The following is a 16,811-nucleotide window of genomic DNA, read 5'->3' on the forward strand; positions in this document are numbered from 1 at the left end:
GCCATGGAAGTGAGTCGTCGCAGCGCCCGGCTGACTTCAACGGACAACTGGTGTCCTTGACGATTGTGGGGTCTCAGATTTCGTGCCACGTTCTCAGCCACGAGGGCACATCGGTAGCACTTGAGCCTCCATTGCGAAGCTCATCACCGAGAGCGCCGGGGCGTTGGAATCCGGCGCCGCCAGCAATTTCGCCCAGAGGTGGGTCAGTCTCCTTGGTCGATCCAGGCCGGTGGGATGAGAGCTGCGCGCCCGCCGCGCCAGCGTTCCACAACCGCAGTGCGGAAGATGTCGTCTTCCAGGTCCGCGTGCTCCATAACGATCACCTGGAAGCCTGCGTCGAGGTGGCTCACGGTGTCATTGATGGCCTGGTAGACCCGCAGAAGTGAAGTGCGGTCCTCGCCGGCGAGATCCACTTGTGGTCCGTCGTAGTCGGAAGGGAAGTAGACCTGAGAGGGCTGGTCTAGGACCAGGACGCGCGGCAGGGGGCGTCCCTGCTCAGCGAACCACTCATGCAGACTTAGCAAGGCCGCGATGTGGTAACCCAGCCAGTTCTCGCCGCTACCCATGTCGCTCAGTGGCACCGGGCCGCGAGGAGTGTCGGCGACGATGCTGAGGCGGCGCAGGTCCAGCCGTACGGGGTGTTCCGAGTGTTCCAGGCCAAGTGTGCGGGCCTTGGTCGCGATCTTCTGGTTGATCAAAGAGAGGCAGCTGGAGAGCCGGTCGGCCTGCGTGTCGGAGCCGAGCACCTCCTCAAGGTCCGTGATTTCCCGGTTCAGTTCCTCGCGCGTGTCGGCGATGGGCGGAGCGTGTTCCGCTCGGGCCGCGTTTTCGAGGAAGAGACTGATCCTGCCTTGGACGGAAGCCGCGCGCAGGGCTTGGCTGCGGTAGCGGGCCGCCTCTCGTACGCCAGCGTCGAGTGCTTGGCGCTGTTCACGGTTGCGGACCACTTCGGCGCGCAGTTGCTGAAGTTGCTCTTCCTCGGCGGCGATCATGCTTTGGACGAGAGGGCTGTCGTCGCTAACGAAGGCGACGTCGGAGTCCAGACGCTCCAGATCCTCACGGATCGCCTGAATCGTCTGCTGTGCCGGGGAGACCACGCTGTCGCATACGGGGCAGTGCTGGCCGGTGCCGTCGGTTGCGGTCCCCAGCAGGCCGAGGGAGGCGAGTCGTTCTCGCTGATCCCTGGCCTGAACCAGATAGCTGCTCTCTTCGGCCAGGGTCTGGCGGAGCTCGGTGATTCGCGCTCTGATCTGCTGATGGCGGGAGCGCAATTCCTGTCGCTCGCGGTCCAACAGGGCAGTGTGGTCGGTGGAGTCGGGGTATCCGAGTTCGCCAGGGGCGTGGGTGAGCACGGACGCAAGGATGCTCAGTGCCTCGTCGAGACTGACGGTGTCGTCGACCGGTGCAGGCAGGAGACCTGCGCTCTCGGCCTCAGCTATGAGGGCGCGGGCTTGTCCGGGCGCGGGAGCTGCTTGGGCGACCTGAGTGATCTGCCGCTCGACGTTTTTCAGTTCGGTGCGCAGTTGTCTGAGGCGGGCGTGGCGTATGGCCTGTTCCGGATCGACTGCGCCCAGGAAGTAGGGCAGCGTGTCGCGGATGGCCTGCGGCCGCCACTCATGTCCCTGGGAGTGGAAGAGGTGGTCGGGGTTGGCGATTTCGTTCTGTGCCTGGAGGCAGAAGAACAGGGCGTGGCGAATGGACGGCGACATGGTGGTGCCGCGTGCTGCGGGGATACGGATGGTCCGGTCGATGCCGCAGAACTCGCTGAGGAGACGGCGAGCGGCATCCAGCGGGAAGGTGAAGTCGATGTCGTCTCGGGTCAGCGGGGGTGCGCCCGCGCTCTGGAACTGCAGACACAGCCGGGGAGCGGGAGTGGTGCTGTTCTCGGGAGCCGAACGGGCGATGAACAGCTGCTGGTCGCCGCGCACCAGCTGCAGGGCGAAGATGCTGGTGTAGTCGCGTACCTTGCCGGCGCGGACGGGGTAGTCGCTGCTACCCATGCAGTAGTCGGTGATGGTCCAGATCGAGGTTTTACCCGTGCGGGAGTCGCCGGTGATGATGTTGAGGCGGCCCGGGTTGAGTGCAAGGACTCGCATCTGCCCGGGGCGGTGCCCGTACAAGGCCAGCGATTTGATCTGGTAGGTCACGGGCGCACTCCGAGCAAAGTCAGGGTCGTGGCGGTACTTCCGCCGGTGGGCAGCCAGCGGCCGAGCATGTGTGCCGTCTTTTGGATCGCGACGACGGTATCTGAGGTGCCGGTGATCGTTGCCGGTATCGCGCGGGGGCGCAGGGTCAGTAGTGCACTCTGGTCGAGGCTGAGTAGATCCGTCTGCAGGGAGAGAAGGATGCCGGGGCGGACCATTGCGGCCAGGCCGGGTGCATTGGCTGCCATCAGGACACGGACTGCTTGGTTGTCCTCGGCCCACTTGGGCAAGCTCGCCCTCGTCGTTCCTGGCAGGATCGCCCGAATGGCTGGCTGGAGAGCCATCACCGCGGCAGTGACCGCAATGGGCAGCGGGCAGGAGCCCGCATCGCGCTGATGTCCCTGTACGGCGCGGCAGCTGACGAGAGCCATGAACGCCGGGTTGAACAGGGCCCGTTCCTCGCGGCTGAACTCGACGGGGGCGGTCATCGGCCCGCCGCCGGCTCCAGTAGGGCCATCAGCCGGGCTTCGAAGTCTGGGTGCCAGCCGACACGCTGTTCGTCGGCCAGCATCTGGTAGGAGCCTGTCGTCACGAACGCCTCGTCGCAGCCCTCCCTGATTTTGGTCCGGGCGTCCTGCTCGACCCAGGCATAGATCTTCTTCGCCTGTGCACGCATCTCGGTTTCGGCCGCGTCCTCGCCAAGGTCGTCGACCATGACATTGAAGCGTCTCTCCCACTCCTCGACCAGGCGCCGCTCGTAGTTGCCGAGTTCGCCGGGGCGCAGAAGGTTTTCGTTGGACCACCGGGAGCGCTGTTCATATGCCCGGACGTAGTCCCTGACTGCCATCCGGATCCGGCGGTTACCGATCCCGGCGAGCGTCAGCTGGCGCACAAAGGTCTTCTCCGTGTGCTCGGTGACCTCGCCGGTGAGGTCGACGACGTCGGCATCGATGGGAAGGTTGTCGGGCCGGAACTGGTTACGGCGCTGGTCAAAGACGTCATCGAACTCGACTCCAGTGACCGGACCGGATCCCTTGCCTGCCAGGTGGGCGATGCAGCGCTGAAAGAACCAGCCCTCCAAACGCTGAAGGAAGGCTTGCGCGTGGGCGTGACCGACAACCAGGGCAGCCCGGCCCTGCAGCTGGTCACCGGCCTTCATGATGTTGTCGGCCTCATCGAGTACCTGGATGCGTTTGAGTAGGTTCAACCGCTGATCCTGATCCAGAGCGTCCCAAGCTGCGAAGTTGGCTAGGACGGTCGGGCTCTTCGCAGCCGAGTTGTCGCGGGCCGCATTCAGCAGCTTCAGCGCCTCTGCTTCATTCCGTGGTCCGCCTGGCCGACTGGGCGCCAGGTAGGACCCGACGGTCCCCTCAGGCGCGATACCGGTTGTCAGCAGAAAAAGATTCGTCCGCTCCAGGTCAATCTGCTGGCCGGAAACGGCTGTCGCCCAAATCCGCAGCGTCTTCCACAGGTCGCTGCTGGCATCGGTCATCCGCGTCCCGGGTGCCCGGTGCTTGAGCTGCCACCAGTCTGTGGACGCATCGCGCACGGCTTCGATGTCGTCTGCGGCCTCGATGGCAACCGTCCAGTCGAAACCTGTCTCTAGATGCTCCACGCACACCAGCAAAGCCATGCGCAGCTGGTACAGGTAGCCGAGCGCGGCTGCGGACGCCTCAAAGGGATCAGACTTGCCGCTCATTGCATCCCCCGCTCCGACCTGCTCCATCGTGCCCGCCCGGAGATCGTAGCGACCGGACTGCACCTGGTTAAGGGGTTCGGGGACGATCAGCCAGTTGCGCTTACTGTCCTTGACGACAGCGGCCGAGGCTAGAGCGGGATTGGGCACAGCCCACAATGTGTCCGGACGTGCGTGAGCCCCAGGCATCCGGTGGATGCCTGGGGCTCACAGCGGGCGGGCTCAGATGAGTCAGTTCTCGAGTGCGCCGGCCTCAGTACGGCGTCGGCGGGTGGCGACGACCGCGCCCACGCCGGAGGCGAGGAACAGTCCGGCTCCGCCGATCAGCCAGGGGGTGGCGTCGGCTCCTGTGTGGGCGAGAGTGCCTTCGGTTGTAGTGGCGAGGGTGCTCGCGGCGGGCTTGTCCGCGATCGTGGTGTCGGACGTCGAGTCGGCGGTGGAGGGGGCCGAGGAGACGGTGCTGTCGCCCTGGCCGGAGGTGTCCTGCGTCGGCTTGCCGGACGGCGTCTGGGTGGCTGTGGGCGTCGGTGTCGTACTGGCGGTCTTGGCGTTGGTGACGGTCACGGTGACCGGGGCGCCGGGCTTCGCAGTGTAGGCACGTGAGGGCTTGTAGAGGTCGTATCCCTCGGGTGCCTTTGTCTGTTTGACCCAGAAGGCGGTTCCGGTACGGCTGTTCACGGGCAGCTTGGCAGACGCGGTGCCGTTGGAGCCGGTGGTGAGGGTGAGAACGACCTCGTCGCCGGTGCCGATGTTGACGGTGGATCCGGGCAGCGGCTTGCCGCTCTTGCTGGCCTTGGCCTTGAGCGTGACCGTGGCGGGCTTGAAGGGGTCAATGATCGTCAGCGGCGCGTCGGTACCCGGGGTGACGATGACGTCCTGGTCGTCCACGACGTCGTGCAGCGGACTGCCGCTGGAGACCTCCTTGAGCCGGTAGACGCCAGGGGCCAGGTCCTTGAAGGCCAGCTGGCCGTCGGCGTCGGTTATGCCGGTGCCGACTTGCTGGCCCGCAGAGTCGAAGAGGGTGAACGTGGCGCCGGCAAGGACGGCGCCAGCGGAGTCCTTCTTGTGGATGGCGAAGCCGCCGGTCTCGGTGGCACTGAGCGCGGTAGGCGGTGACGGGGTGGGGTCCTGGGCCACAGCGGCCGGCGCCCACATCAGGGTTCCGGCCATGGCGGTGGCGAGCGTGACGACAGCGGCCGAAGCCGTACGGCAAGTGGATTCGATGCGGGTCAAGAGCAATGGCTCCTGGAGTGTGCAGGGAGAAGCGATGTTGAGCAGGTCGACTGGTCGGCGGCGTGGCATACGAAGTCGCACGTGGGTGCGTGCCGGCGCAGAGTGGACGCGAGGACGTGCAACAGGATCCGGACGTCGGTGCCGATGTCGGCGTGGCAGACGCCTGCCGGGTGTGGTCCAGAGGACGGCGCCGAGGACGGCGCCGCCTCTTGCCGTGTGCCGGGGACGGTGAGCAGCTCACCGTCCCCGGCTCGGCCGCGCCGGATTGGAGGACCGTGGTGGGGCGATGGCTGGCCGGAGGCTCGCGGGGACCGGAGTGGTGAGGGCGCAGCGGCGGGCAGCGGCCTTGACGAGTTGCTGTTGCTGTTCGGCGGGCAGGCCGGCGATGTGGTCGATGCCTGCGGCGAGGGCCGGGCCGAAAGGTGAGCCGACGGGCAGGCCGGCGGCCTGGACGATCTGGGCGGCGGCCTCGGCTTCGATCAGGAGGCCGAATGCCGGTGGGATGCCGAGCAGTTGGGCGGCGTGATCGCGGGTTCCGGTCAGGGCCTCAGTGAGGGGAAAGTCGTCGTCGAGGACGCTGTCAACGATGTCCAGCCAGAGCGGCGTGGCGCGGTGGAGGCGGGTGAGGAAGTCGGCGTCGGTGAGCCAGCATCCTCGCGCCGGCGCAGGATCGGTGTCGTGCTGCACCGACCGATCCCGTTCGGCGACGGCCGTAGTGGTCGGGGCGAGTCCGGGAACCCATACGTTTAGGTAGTCCTGGATGGCATGGCTCAGGGGCGTGAGGGCCGCGCCGATCCAGGGTGAGATGTCGTCGTGGTGCCAGTCCCGTATGACGCCGTACCCGTCGTGTCCGGGCTGTCTGCCGATGCGGGAGTCCCGCACGGTGAAGGTGCTGTGGTCGGCGAAGGACAGGTACGCGTTGTCGAGGACGCCTTGATCCGGGTGGAGGATGCTCAGGCGCAGTCCGCCGTACTCGCGGTGTCGGATGGTCTGGGCGAATTCGATGCGCAGGCGCAGCGGGGAATCGGGCGAGATCACCGCGTAACAGGCGTCGCCGATCACCCGTCGTTCGTGGACTGGCAGGTCGAGGAGTTCGGTGAAGAAGTGCTGGACGTGCAGGGACAAATGCGGTGGTGCTCCTCAACAGCAGAAGGGGCGCAGGGGCGGTCACCTGCGGCGGCCGGCAGGAAGTCCGGAACCGGACAGGCGCATTGGGCCGGTGCTCGGTGCCGAGGCCCTGGCGTTCGTGCGCGACGCGGTGGCCGCCGGCGAAGGTGCCCCGCTGAGCGGCAGTCCGGGCTTGTGTCCGACTGAGTCGGTCCGGGCTTCGGAAGGGTGAGGTGCAGGCGGGCCTCGGCCGGAACGCTCCACACGGCGCGCGCGAGCGGCACGGTGGAGGCCAGGGACGAGGCGAACGCCGCGACCAGGGAGGCGGGGACGGCGGAGGAGAACGTGGCTTTCCACAGAGTGCTACCCGGTGGTCCACCCCAGGCGGACCAGACAGGCGCGGCCGGGTTCTTGCGAACGTAGGCGTGTTCGAGCACACCGTATCCGTCCGAACTGCGGAAGCACTGGGTGCCGTCCGTCTTGACCGTGTGTCTCCACCCTGCGGCGAGCAGTGGCAGATATACGTCTTGGGGGCGAACGTCGTCTGGGCGCAGCAGGTCGCGTTCGCCCCGGGCATCGGCCTCGCATAGGGCGAGGACTTCGGCGTAGAAGTCGCGGACGAGTTCGACCGGGTGCTGGCATCGAGCGTGGCCGTCCAGGTCGCGGGTCGGAAGGGATCCTTGTGCGCGGCGACCAGCCACTCGCCGCCGCGTGGATGGGTCTCAGACGGGATGTGTCCGGCGAGCAGCCGCATGCCAAAACTGATAGCGATGGCAGGTCCGTCCTCGGAGCGGTTGAGGGTCCAGTCCTGGTCGAAGGGGAAGGGGGGCCATACGTCGACGAGCTCGTGGATGCCGGGGCCGGCGAGGTGGCGCGGGAGGACCTCGACCACGCCATGGTCGTCGAGATCGTCCAGAGGGCCGAGCGACACAAGGTCCTACCTTTCAAGGGTGGTTGCTCCGGTCATTCGTAAGATCGGAGGGCCCAGGGATTCTGGGTATGGCTGTCACAGGGAAGCCGTTGGATGGCTCAAAGGACTTGGCCGCCCGGAGCCCCGCGACGACTCGACCGCCAATTGGGAGACGCGACTCCGATCGCTGCTGTAGGACAACGTCGGCGAGGTCGTCTGCGGGTGACATGTGAGACGGCGAGCTGGCGGAGGTGGCCGTGCCCGAGATCTGGGCCGGAGTGGACATCGGCAAGGAACATCACCACTGCGTGGTGATCAACGGGGACGGTGAACGGCTGCTGTCCCGCCGGGTCCTGAACGACGAGACCGAGCTGCTTCAGCTCATCGGTGATGTCCTGGAGATATCCACCGACGTGCTGTGGGCTGTCGACCTCAACCACGGCGGTGCCGCACTGCTGATCGGCCTGCTCCTCGGCCACGGCCAGCCGATGGCCTACCTCACCGGCCTGGCGGTCCACCGGGCCTCGGCCACTTACAAGGGCGAAGGCAAGACCGATGCGAAGGATGCATTCGTCATCGCCGACCAGGCCCGTGTCCGCCGGGACCTCGGCCTGCTGCGGCCTGGCGACGAGATCGCCGTCGACCTGCGCACCCTGACCACCCGGCGCCTGGATGTGGTCTTCGACCGCACCCGGCAGATCAACCGGCTCCGCGCCCAACTGCTGGAGATCTTCCCCGCGTTGGAGCGGTCGCTGGAGCTGGTCAACAAAGGGCCGGTGATGCTGCTGACCGGCTACCAGACCCCGACTGCGATCCGCCGTGCCGGCACCAAGCGGATCGAGACCTGGCTGAAGAACCGCAAGGTCCGCGGCGCCGCAGCCCTGGCGAAGACGGCCACGGAGGCCGCCCAGGCCCAGCACACCGCGCTGCCTGGCGAGAAGCTGGCCGCTGCCATGGTGGCCCGCCTCGCCAAGGGGTGATGGCCCTCGATGAGGAGATCGCCGAGCTCGACGCCCTGATCGAGGCCAAGTTTCGCGAGCATCCGCACGGCGAGGTGATCCGCAGCCTGCCCGGCATGGGCCCCAAACTCGGCGCCGAGTTCATTGCCGCGACCGGCGGCGACATGGAGGCCTTCGGCAGTGCCGACCGCCTGGCCGGCTTCGCCGGCCTGGCCCCCAGACCACGCGACTCCGGCCGCGTCAGCGGCAACCTGCGCAGGCCCAGGCGATACCACCGCGGCCTGCTGCGGAGCATGTACCTCTCGGCGATGGTCAGTATCACGGCCTGCCCCGCCTCCAAGGCGTACTACCAGCGCAAACGAAGCGAGGGGAAGGGGCACAAGCAGGCTCTCCTCGCTCTCGCCCGTCGCAGGCTCAATGTGCTGTGGGCGATGATGCGTGACGGACAGTGCTACCAAGGTTCACCTCCCGTCACGGCAGCGGCTTGACATCACGATTGGGAAGTCCTTTCGGTGAGCCGGGGTTGAAGGTCACGTGCACCCGTGCGCCCGATGGGTCAGCGGCGCACGGGTGCACGCGGGGCGATGGCTGCGGCGGGCGGGCTGCTGGTGCTCCAGCGCGGCACACTGCGGGCGGTGAGGGCCGGTCTGCGGCGGATGGCGGCGCGGTGCACGTCGAGCGGGGTCGGCATCGGGGGCCCGGGAGGGGTCACGGGCGTGAGCTGGGCGCGGTCGGTGAGGTAGTGGAGCATCGAGTCCTTCCAGCGGGGCAGGGGCTCGGGGTCGGAGACGCAGGTGGTGAGGGCCGTGACGAGGTGGACAGGGGTGTGGGTGGAGGCGGTTGCGTACCAGCCGGCGGCGGCAGGTCCGCCCTGCAGATACCAGCGGGCCTGAAGGGTGGTCAGTTCCTGGCCGGCGTCGAGGCGGCCAGTGGTGTACTCCAGGCTCGCCAGGCCGTCGGGCGTGCGCACCTCCAGCACGCCCCACCTCGGGTGCTGGATCGCCCAGCCACGCTGGATGAGAGGGGCGACGGCCCGGAAGGCGTCCAGTTCCGGGTCGTCGGCGGGTTCGGGGAGGTAGGCGGCCGGGCCGGTCGTGTAAGCATCGGCGAGGGCGGCGGTGAAGGCCGTGACGAATTCCGTGGGGCACATGTTGTTGAAGGACGCACCCCACTTCGGCTGGGCGAAGGGGTCCTCGTACGCGGTGATCCGCCACAGGCCGTCGTCGGGGCCTTCGGGCAGATAGCCGAGGCGGACCTTGCGGTCGGGGGCCGTGACGTAGACGTTGCCGTTCTCGTCATGCTGCAGGCCCCAGCCCAGGGCGAGCAGCGGGGCCAGGGCGGGGTCACCGGTCCAGGTGGTTCCGGCGAGGTAGCGGGGGGTCACGTAGACGTCGCCGTCGATCTCTTCGGTGTCGGGCACGAAGGTCCTGAGGGTCGGGGTGGGGGTGTCGAGCGGAGGGGAGGCAGTCAGCGGCTGGTGCCGCGCGGGTACGCGGGTGCGCGGAAGGCCACAGCTGGGCGGGGGCGGAGCAACTGTGCCTCCAGCTGGGCGGGTTGGCCGGTGTAGTGCAGGGTGCGCAGGCCCAGCTCGGCGGCGGCCTGGCAGTTGTCCTCACGGTCGTCGATGAACAGGACGCGTTCGGGGTCGTCGATGCCGGTGGCGGCCAGGGCGTGTTTGTAGGCGGCCGGGTCGGGCTTGCACAGGCCCAGGCGGGCCGAGTACAGGGCGTCGGTCATCAGTTCGCGCCGCCAGTCGGTGGCGTCAAGGACGTCACTCAGGAAGTGCGGGGCATTGGAGAGGAGCACCATGGGCAGTCCCGGCTGGCGGGCGCGGTGCAGGATGTCGAGGACGCGGTTGTCGGTACGGATCCACATGGCGGTGTCTGCGGCGCGTAGGGTGCGCAGCCACCGCGGGCTGGGGTGGTGGCCGAGGACCTTGGCCCAGTAGGCGAGATCGCTCAGTTCTCCGGCGTCGTACTCATTCCGGGGAGCCCAGAAGGCGTCCTGGAAGGAGTCGAGTTGCCCGCTGGGCCACTCGGCGATGTCGGCGAGGCGGGTCCACATGGCGTTGGTGGGCTGCAGACCGACGACACCGTTGTAGTCGGCGATCACGGCGTCCACGCCTGTCAGAGTGAGGGAAGTGCTGGTCAAGGGGTGGGGTTCTCCAGGGCTTTGCGGGACAGGGCGGCGACGGCGGCTGCGAGGAGGGCGGGCAGCAGCAGCGCGTGGGGCAGGGCGGTGAGGGTGGCGAGGGCGCCGATGAGAGCGGGGCCGGCGAGTAGTCCGGCGTAGCCGGTGACCGAGACGGTGGCGACGGCGCCGGGGCCGCCGCGTCCGGCGGCGGTGATCAGGCTGGGGATGGTGACGGACAGGCCCAGGCCCAGTGCCGCCCAGCCGGCCAGGGCCGCCGGGACGGTGGCCAGGGCCAGGCCGGCTGTGAGCCCGGCCGCGGCAAAGACGGCCCCGATGCGTACGACCATCGGGGCGCCGAAGTGGGCGATGAGGAGGTCCCCGGCGATCCTTCCGGCGGCCATAGACGCGCTGTAGAGGGCGAACGCGGAGGCGCTGACCGCCGTCGAGGCATCCAGGCTGTGCAGGTGCACGGCCGCCCAGTCGGCTGCGGCCCCCTCCCCCAGCAGACACGCTGCGGCCAGCGCCCCCAGCAGCCACAAGCGCGCCCGGGGCAAGCCCGGCGAGTCCTTCGAGTCCTTCGAGTCCTTCGGGTCCGGCGAACGCCGGGATATGGCGGGGGTAGTGGGCTCGAACATGCCGAGGGTGCGGGCCACTGGAGCCATGGCCACAGCAGCCGAGGCGACGGCGAGGCCGGTGACGGCGAACAGCCAGGTGTGGGAGGTGTGGGCGCTGAGAGCGGCGAGTCCGGCCCCACCGAGCGCGCCCAGGCTGTAGGCGGCATGCAAGGACGACATGATGAAACGTCCGAGACGGTCCTGGCAGCGGACCGCCGCGGCGTTCAGAGCCACGTCCAGCACACCGTGCGCGATACCGAACACGAACGCCCCCAGAGCGAGGGTGATCGGCGTGCGACAGACGCCGATCACCGCCAGGGCGGCGGCGAGGCCGACAGCGCCGCTGGTCAGCAGCAGCGGCTCCCGGGCAGGAGCGGCAAGACGCCCGCCGACGTGAAGGCCGATGACCATGCCGACGGCGGCGGCGAGCAGGACCAGGGCGAGACCCGCGGTGCTCAGGTCGGCCGCCTGCTGGACGGCCGGCATCCGCGCGCCCCAGACAGCCATCACGACCCCGAGCGCGGCGAAGTACCCCGTCAGCAGACGGCGGCCGTGGACCGGGGCGTGAGCAGTCGTCGTGCTCACGTGGCCGAGTCCGCGGGGACGGCGGTCGGATGCGGGGCGACCTGGACAGTGAGGTGGCGGTATGCCTCCTGGGAACGGTCCTGGGCCACGTCGGCGGTCGGGCCGGTGGTGATCAGGAACCCGATGCGGGCGGTGAACAGGTCGCCGTCCGGCGGCAGCATCAACTGGTCGCCGACATCGCGGTGGAAGTGGGCCCGCTCCAGCCACGGCGCCTGCTCGCCGAAGCCGTCGGTGAGGTGGCGTGCGGTGAGGGTGCCCGGGTGGGCGGGGTAGATCATGCGGATCGCCGCTGCCCGGCTGTGCGTCCGGGTGAGGTCCGGGGCACGTCCGCAGGCGATGTCCGCCGCCACCCGGGCAAGGTCGACGCCGGTGGCGAGGTGCACGAGGTGACCGATCATGTCCCCGCCGAGGCGGGCGTTGACCTCGATCAACCGGGGGCGGCCGTCGACGAGGCGGAGTTCGACGTGGCTGACGCCGTCGGTGACGCCGAGGGCCTGCACGGCGGCCTGGGCAGTTGGGGCAACAGTGGCCAGCAGCGGGTCGGCGGCGTCGACGGCGTGCGCGATCTCCTCGAAGTACGGCGGGAGTCCTACCGTCTTGCGGGTGACGGCGACCACGGTGGTGGTGCCGTGGTAGGTGACGCATTCGACGCTCACCTCCGGACCGTCGAGGTATTCCTCGACCAGCACCTCGGTGCCCTCGGCCCCGAGGCGGGCGGCCTGGGCGGCGAAGGCGTAGGCGTCCGGCAGTTCTTCGGGGGTGTCGACGCGGATCACTCCGGCGCTCGCGGCACGCGCAGCGGGCTTGAGGACGATTGGGTAGCCGATGTGCTGTGCGGCGCGGGCCGCCTCCGCAACGGTGCGGACGCCGTTCGAGGTTGCCGAGGGCACCGCGTGCCGGGCGAACAGGGCACGGGAGGTGGCCTTGTTGCGGCAGCCCTGCATCACCTCCGGGCCGGGGGTGGGCAGGCCGAGGCGGCGGGCGAGGCGGGCCACGGGCACGAGGTACCACTCGGTCCACGTCATCACCCCAGCCACCGGGTGCCGCTCGGCCAGGGCCAGGGCGGCGGCGCTCAGGGCCGCCTGGTCCGTCGGGTCGGCGACCTCCCAGTCCAGAAGGTAGGGGCGTTCCCACGTCGGTTCGGCATCGGTGATCAGGACGACGTCGTAGTGGGCGGCGACGTTCTCAAGGCAGTACGCGCGGTATGCCTCGGACTCCATGTCAGCGGCGGCGACGATCAGGACGACGGGGGACCCCGGGGAATTGCGTTTGATGCACGATTGCGAGTCGTCTGAGCTGGTGACCTGCGACATTGTGCCACCTTCCTTTCTCTTGAATGGGGAGCCATGACCTGCACCTTTGCGAGCAGGCATGCATCTGATGCATGATTCGCGCACCTGACGGCCGGGAGGGCGTGTGTCGAAGTCAGGCTTGAGCGAGGGCTCGGCGCGACTGGTGCTGCTGGACGGCGTCTCGCTGCTGCATCCCGAAGACGCCGTGTTTGAGGCGATGTTGGAGGGCTGGGGCCGCCAGCAGCGCGGAGGCCGCCGCCTTCAGCCGAAGACCGTCATGCGCAGGCAGAACCTGGTGCGTCGCTTCGGCGCGTTCACCAACGGCTATCCGTGGCAGTGGTCCGCGGCGGACCTCGACGAGTGGATGACCTACCTGATCGCCGAGTTGAGGCGCAAAGAGTCGACGATCCGCAGCTACCAGACCACGATGCGGCTGTTCTGCGACTACGTCACCTCGCCGCACTACCAGTGGCCCGGCGAGTGCGAGACCCGGTTCGGTACGCATCCCATCCAGATCTGCCACGAGTGGAACACCGTCGCGCACTTGGTCGACTACGAGGGCGATCCGGAGCGCCGGCCGATGACGCGCGAGGAGATCCAGCTCTTCCTCGACTACGCGGACGACCAGGTCGAGCGGGCGGTCCGGCTGGGCCGCAAGGGGGCGTTGGCCGCCTACCGGGACGCCACCGTGTTCAAGGCGATCTACGGCTGGGGGCTGCGGTGCACGGAGACCTCGAAGCTGGACGTCACCGACTTCTACCGCAACCCGAAGGCACCGGAGTTGGGCCGGTTCGGCTCCCTGCACGTGCGCTACGGCAAGCGGTCGAAAGGTTCGCCTCCGCGTCGCCGGATGGTGCTGAGTGTGATGCCCTGGGCGGTGGAAGCGGTCGAGGACTATGTGGTCAACGTCCGCTCCCGCTATGCCGGTTCGGCGAAGAAGCAGGCGTTGTGGCTGACGGAGCGGGGCGGCCGGCTGCAGCCGAGGGACATCGAGGACCGGTTCGCCGCTTACCGGGACGCGCTGGGTCTGGGCAAGGAACTGGTGCCGCACTGCCTGCGGCACAGCCACGTCACCCACCAGATCGAGGACGGCGCCGACCCGGTGTTCGTGCAGAACCAGGTCGGGCATCGCTTCGCCTCGACCACCGCCCTGTACACCGGGGTGAGCGGCGACTTCATGAACAGCATGATGCGTAGGGTCCTGGACCGGGCACTGCACAGCGGACAGTAGGGAGTGGACGTGGCGAAGCTGGACTATCGCTGGCATCTGCGGGAGGTGATGGCCACCCGCGGCATGTTCTCGACCACGGATCTGCGGCCCAAACTGGCCGAGCGCGGGATCGATCTCTCCCCCAGCCAGACCTATCGGCTGGTGGTCGAGCGTCCCGAACGCCTGAGCCTGAAGACCCTGATGGCCCTGCTGGACATCCTCGGCTGCTCGATGGAAGACCTGATCGAGCCGGTCCCGGCCGCAGGCGCCCGGCGCCGCAAGAGCGCCACCGCGGCAGAGGCTGACCCGGCCGAGCCCGGTTCGGCGGGCGTGGGGGACTTTAGGCCCCGCCGGGCCCGGATCGTGACCGACAAGGACCGGTGAGTGGCTGCCGACGCGGTGCTGCCGCGGTTCGCCGCCGAGCCCGAGCAGCTCATCGCCGAGACGGTGCGCATGGTCGAACCCCAGCTGACGGCCGAGGTGATCGAGGCCGTCCTGGTGGCCACCGTCAAGCGCCGCCCGGAACGGCGACGGCTCGCCGAAGTCCTCGATGCCGCACCGGACTTGCTCACCTCCGGCCGCCCCGAAGGTCCACGGTCGATCGAGCGTCTGATCACCGCGCTGCTCCAGCACGGCGCGCTGCGCCTGAGGCCGCCGGAGTGCGCGCGGTGCGGAGCGCAGAAGCCACTGAGGGCGTTGATGAACGGGCTGAGGATCTGCTCGTACTGCAAGGGCCGGCAGATCCAGCGGGCCAACCCCTGCGTGATCTGCGGGAGCCGGAACTACCAGGGCCGCGACCGCGACGGGCGGCCTCGCTGCCGGCGCCACCCTCCGGACGAAGGACGTGATCCCCTGGACGAACTGTCCCGCAACATCGCCGCCCTCTCCATCGGGCTGTCGCACTCGGCCGCTGCCGCGGCGATCCGGTCCGTGGAACGCAGCCGCCAAGGGCAGTTGAGGCTGCTGTGGGCGTGGGAGGACCACCCCGACCTGCTCACCGGCGGCGGAGCCGCCGGACCGCCCAAGACCGTCCCGCTCATCCGGGCTCTGCTCGACCACGGTGCCACCGGCCTGATCGTCCCGCCCTGCCCCTTCTGCCGCCGCGCCGCCGAGCTGGACATGGTTCTCGACAGCCTCCGCTGCTGCCGGATCTGCTGGCGCGATGCCCGGCCTCAGTCGTGCGCACAGTGCGGGAAGTCCCGGTACGTCGCCGGACGCACCCTCGACGGCAGGCCGCTGTGCCAGAACTGCAACCGGGCCGACCCGCTCAACCTCGACCTGTGCAGCCAGTGCGGCACGCCCGGTGAAGTCATCACCCGGACCGAGGCCGGAGCGGTCTGCAGGCGCTGCTACCAGCTGCCCACGGCCACGTGCGTCACCTGCGCCCGCACCCTCCCGTGTCTTTACGCCGACACCGATCACCCCACCTGCAGCACCTGCGCCTCGAACGCCCGCGAACACCGGCCGTGCAGCCGCTGCAACACCGTGCGGCGCATGATGTACCGCAGCCCCGAGGGCGAGCCGCTGTGCAAGCCGTGCGGGGCGCCCAAACCGACCTGCTCCCAGTGCGGTCAAGCCCGCCGCTGTCACGGCCGGACCCTGGAGGGCGAGAGGCTGTGCAAGAGCTGCTGGCGGGCCCATCCCGTCTCGCAACGTGCCTGCACCGACTGTGAATCGGTCGTGAGGCTCTTCCACTTCGGGCTGTGCCCGCCGTGCGCCGCCCGCCGTCGCCTGGCCGCCGTGCTGTCCGGCACCCGCGTGGCGATGCGCCCGGAGTTGGAGCCGGTCTTCCACGCTCTGCTGCAAACGTCGCCGACCACGCTGTTGCGATCGCTGCTGGCGGACCGGCCCACCCACAGGCTGCTCACGGCCCTGGCGGCCGGCCACGGACCGGTCACCCACGCCACACTGGACCGGATGACGCCGGTCAAAGCCGTCCAGGCCCTGCGCGCCACGCTCGTCGCCGGAGGCGCCCTGTCCGAGCGCGACGAACACCTCGCCACCCTGGAGCAATGGCTGAGCAGGACGTACGCACGCGTCCCGCACGCCGACGACCGTCGCCTGCTGCGCAGCTTCATCACCTGGACACAACTGCGACGGCTGCGCCGCCTGTCCGAGCGCAGACCGACCACCTACGGCCAGATCATCGCCGTCCGGCATGAGGTCAGGAACATCGTGCGGCTGCTGGAATGGCTGCACCAGCAGGGCGTCCGCCTTGCCGAATGCACCCAGGACCACCTCGACGCCTGGCTCGCCGACGGACCCGCCGCCCGGTGCCTGGTGCGCGTGTTCCTCAACTGGACCAGCCGCCGCGGCTACACCCGACGGCTCCAAACTCCCCTGCCGTCCACCGACTTCAGCGTGAACCTCCTCGTCCCGGATCAGCGCTGGGCCATGGTTCGCCGCCTCGTCGGCGACGAGGACCTGCAGGCCGTCGACCGCGCCGCCGGACTGCTGCTCCTGCTGTTCGCCCAGCCGACCAGCCGCATCACCCTGCTCACCACGGACCAGGTCGCCGACCATGGCGACAAGGTCACCCTGCAGCTCGGGCGCGTCCCGGTGGAGCTGCCCGCCCCTCTGGGCGATCTCGTCCGCCAGCTCGTACGACGCCGCAAGGGTCATGCCAGCCCGGCAGGCGAGGGGAAGTGGCTGTTCCCCGGCGGGCAGGCCGGACGTCCGCTCGCTGCCTCCCACCTCAACCACCGGCTCAAAGTCATCGGCATCCGCCCACGGCTCGGCCGCAACACGGCCCTGATGGACATCGTCTCCGAGGTGCCGTCCGTCGTCGTCAGCCGCCTGCTCGGCTTCCACCAGAACACCGCCGACACCTGGCAACGCGAACGCCCAGGCTTCGGTCCCGAATACGCCGCCGAAGTCTCCCGACGCCGAACCACCCCCGATTAGTCCACGGTTTCGTGAATTCAGGAT

General features: G+C 68.9%; 13 protein-coding genes and 1 pseudogene. 4 read left to right on the forward strand and 10 right to left on the reverse strand.

Annotated elements, in window-relative coordinates; genetic code table 11:
- Positions 1 to 203: 203 nt before the first annotated feature.
- The 6 genes from K1J60_RS08215 to K1J60_RS46855 form a co-directional block, all read right to left on the reverse strand.
- On the reverse strand, positions 204 to 2,147 hold the full coding sequence (locus K1J60_RS08215; RefSeq protein ID WP_220645605.1) for a DUF3732 domain-containing protein: 1,944 nt from the start codon (positions 2,145 to 2,147) through the stop codon (positions 204 to 206).
- The gene (locus K1J60_RS08220; protein ID WP_220645606.1) at positions 2,144 to 2,632 is read right to left on the reverse strand and encodes a three component ABC system middle component; all 489 of its coding nucleotides are present in this window, start codon (positions 2,630 to 2,632) and stop codon (positions 2,144 to 2,146) included. Before K1J60_RS08220 ends, K1J60_RS08215 begins: the two co-directional genes overlap by 4 nt.
- Entirely contained in the window at positions 2,629 to 3,990 is a 1,362-nt protein-coding gene (locus K1J60_RS08225; RefSeq protein ID WP_220645607.1) for an ABC-three component system protein, read from the reverse strand. The genes K1J60_RS08220 and K1J60_RS08225 overlap by 4 nt, the downstream gene beginning before the upstream one ends.
- 81 nt (positions 3,991 to 4,071) lie before the next feature.
- Complete coding sequence (locus K1J60_RS08230; protein ID WP_259408239.1) at positions 4,072 to 5,010, reverse strand: SpaA isopeptide-forming pilin-related protein; 939 nt, start codon at positions 5,008 to 5,010, stop codon at positions 4,072 to 4,074.
- Between the two features lie 300 nt (positions 5,011 to 5,310).
- Positions 5,311 to 6,198 carry a hypothetical protein gene (locus K1J60_RS08235; protein ID WP_220645609.1) on the reverse strand — a complete coding sequence of 296 codons (888 nt, stop codon included), beginning with the start codon at positions 6,196 to 6,198 and terminating at the stop codon, positions 5,311 to 5,313.
- Positions 6,132 to 6,881 (reverse strand): DUF317 domain-containing protein, encoded by a 750-nt coding sequence (locus K1J60_RS46855; protein ID WP_220645610.1) that lies wholly within the window; start codon positions 6,879 to 6,881, stop codon positions 6,132 to 6,134. Before K1J60_RS46855 ends, K1J60_RS08235 begins: the two co-directional genes overlap by 67 nt.
- Positions 6,882 to 7,341: 460 nt before the next feature.
- On the opposite strand from K1J60_RS46855, the pseudogene K1J60_RS08245 reads away from it, so the two are divergent.
- Positions 7,342 to 8,537: pseudogene (locus tag K1J60_RS08245) on the forward strand (IS110 family transposase).
- 68 nt (positions 8,538 to 8,605) lie between these two features.
- Here the strand turns inward: K1J60_RS08245 and K1J60_RS08250 are convergent.
- The 4 genes from K1J60_RS08250 to K1J60_RS08265 all read right to left on the reverse strand — a co-directional run bounded on the left by K1J60_RS08250 (position 8,606) and on the right by K1J60_RS08265 (position 12,601).
- Complete coding sequence (locus K1J60_RS08250) at positions 8,606 to 9,469, reverse strand: DUF317 domain-containing protein (protein WP_220645611.1); 864 nt, start codon at positions 9,467 to 9,469, stop codon at positions 8,606 to 8,608.
- 47 nt (positions 9,470 to 9,516) lie between these two features.
- The gene (locus tag K1J60_RS08255; protein ID WP_220645612.1) at positions 9,517 to 10,200 is read right to left on the reverse strand and encodes an HAD family hydrolase; all 684 of its coding nucleotides are present in this window, start codon (positions 10,198 to 10,200) and stop codon (positions 9,517 to 9,519) included.
- The gene (locus K1J60_RS08260) at positions 10,197 to 11,303 is read right to left on the reverse strand and encodes an MFS transporter (protein WP_259408240.1); all 1,107 of its coding nucleotides are present in this window, start codon (positions 11,301 to 11,303) and stop codon (positions 10,197 to 10,199) included. Before K1J60_RS08260 ends, K1J60_RS08255 begins: the two co-directional genes overlap by 4 nt.
- A gap of 74 nt (positions 11,304 to 11,377) precedes the next feature.
- Positions 11,378 to 12,601, reverse strand: coding sequence for an ATP-grasp domain-containing protein (locus tag K1J60_RS08265; protein ID WP_220645613.1), 1,224 nt, complete (start codon positions 12,599 to 12,601; stop codon positions 11,378 to 11,380).
- 196 nt (positions 12,602 to 12,797) lie between these two features.
- Between K1J60_RS08265 and K1J60_RS08270 the strand changes: the two genes are divergently transcribed.
- The 3 genes from K1J60_RS08270 to K1J60_RS08280 are packed head-to-tail and all read left to right on the forward strand — an operon-like array spanning position 12,798 to position 16,787.
- A complete protein-coding gene (locus K1J60_RS08270; RefSeq protein ID WP_220645614.1) occupies positions 12,798 to 13,904 on the forward strand; it encodes a tyrosine-type recombinase/integrase in 1,107 nt (368 codons plus the stop codon).
- A 48-nt stretch (positions 13,905 to 13,952) separates the two neighbouring features.
- A complete protein-coding gene (locus K1J60_RS08275) occupies positions 13,953 to 14,267 on the forward strand; it encodes a helix-turn-helix domain-containing protein (protein ID WP_220651351.1) in 315 nt (104 codons plus the stop codon).
- On the forward strand, positions 14,268 to 16,787 hold the full coding sequence (locus tag K1J60_RS08280) for a hypothetical protein (RefSeq protein WP_259407621.1): 2,520 nt from the start codon (positions 14,268 to 14,270) through the stop codon (positions 16,785 to 16,787).
- Positions 16,788 to 16,811 lie beyond the last annotated feature (24 nt).

The sequence above is a fragment of the Streptomyces akebiae genome (genome assembly GCF_019599145.1).
GTDB classification, from domain to species: domain Bacteria; phylum Actinomycetota; class Actinomycetes; order Streptomycetales; family Streptomycetaceae; genus Streptomyces; species Streptomyces akebiae.

Coding starts and splice junctions, on each gene's coding strand:
- K1J60_RS08220 (WP_220645606.1), bottom strand. CDS start 2,632: ATGACCGCCCCCGTCGAGTTCAGCCGCGAGGAACGGGCCCTGTTCAAC.
- K1J60_RS08230 (WP_259408239.1), bottom strand. CDS start 5,010: ATGGCCGGAACCCTGATGTGGGCGCCGGCCGCTGTGGCCCAGGACCCC.
- K1J60_RS08260 (WP_259408240.1), bottom strand. CDS start 11,303: ATGGCTGTCTGGGGCGCGCGGATGCCGGCCGTCCAGCAGGCGGCCGAC.
- K1J60_RS08265 (WP_220645613.1), bottom strand. CDS start 12,601: ATGGAGTCCGAGGCATACCGCGCGTACTGCCTTGAGAACGTCGCCGCC.
- K1J60_RS08275 (WP_220651351.1), top strand. CDS start 13,953: ATGGCCACCCGCGGCATGTTCTCGACCACGGATCTGCGGCCCAAACTG.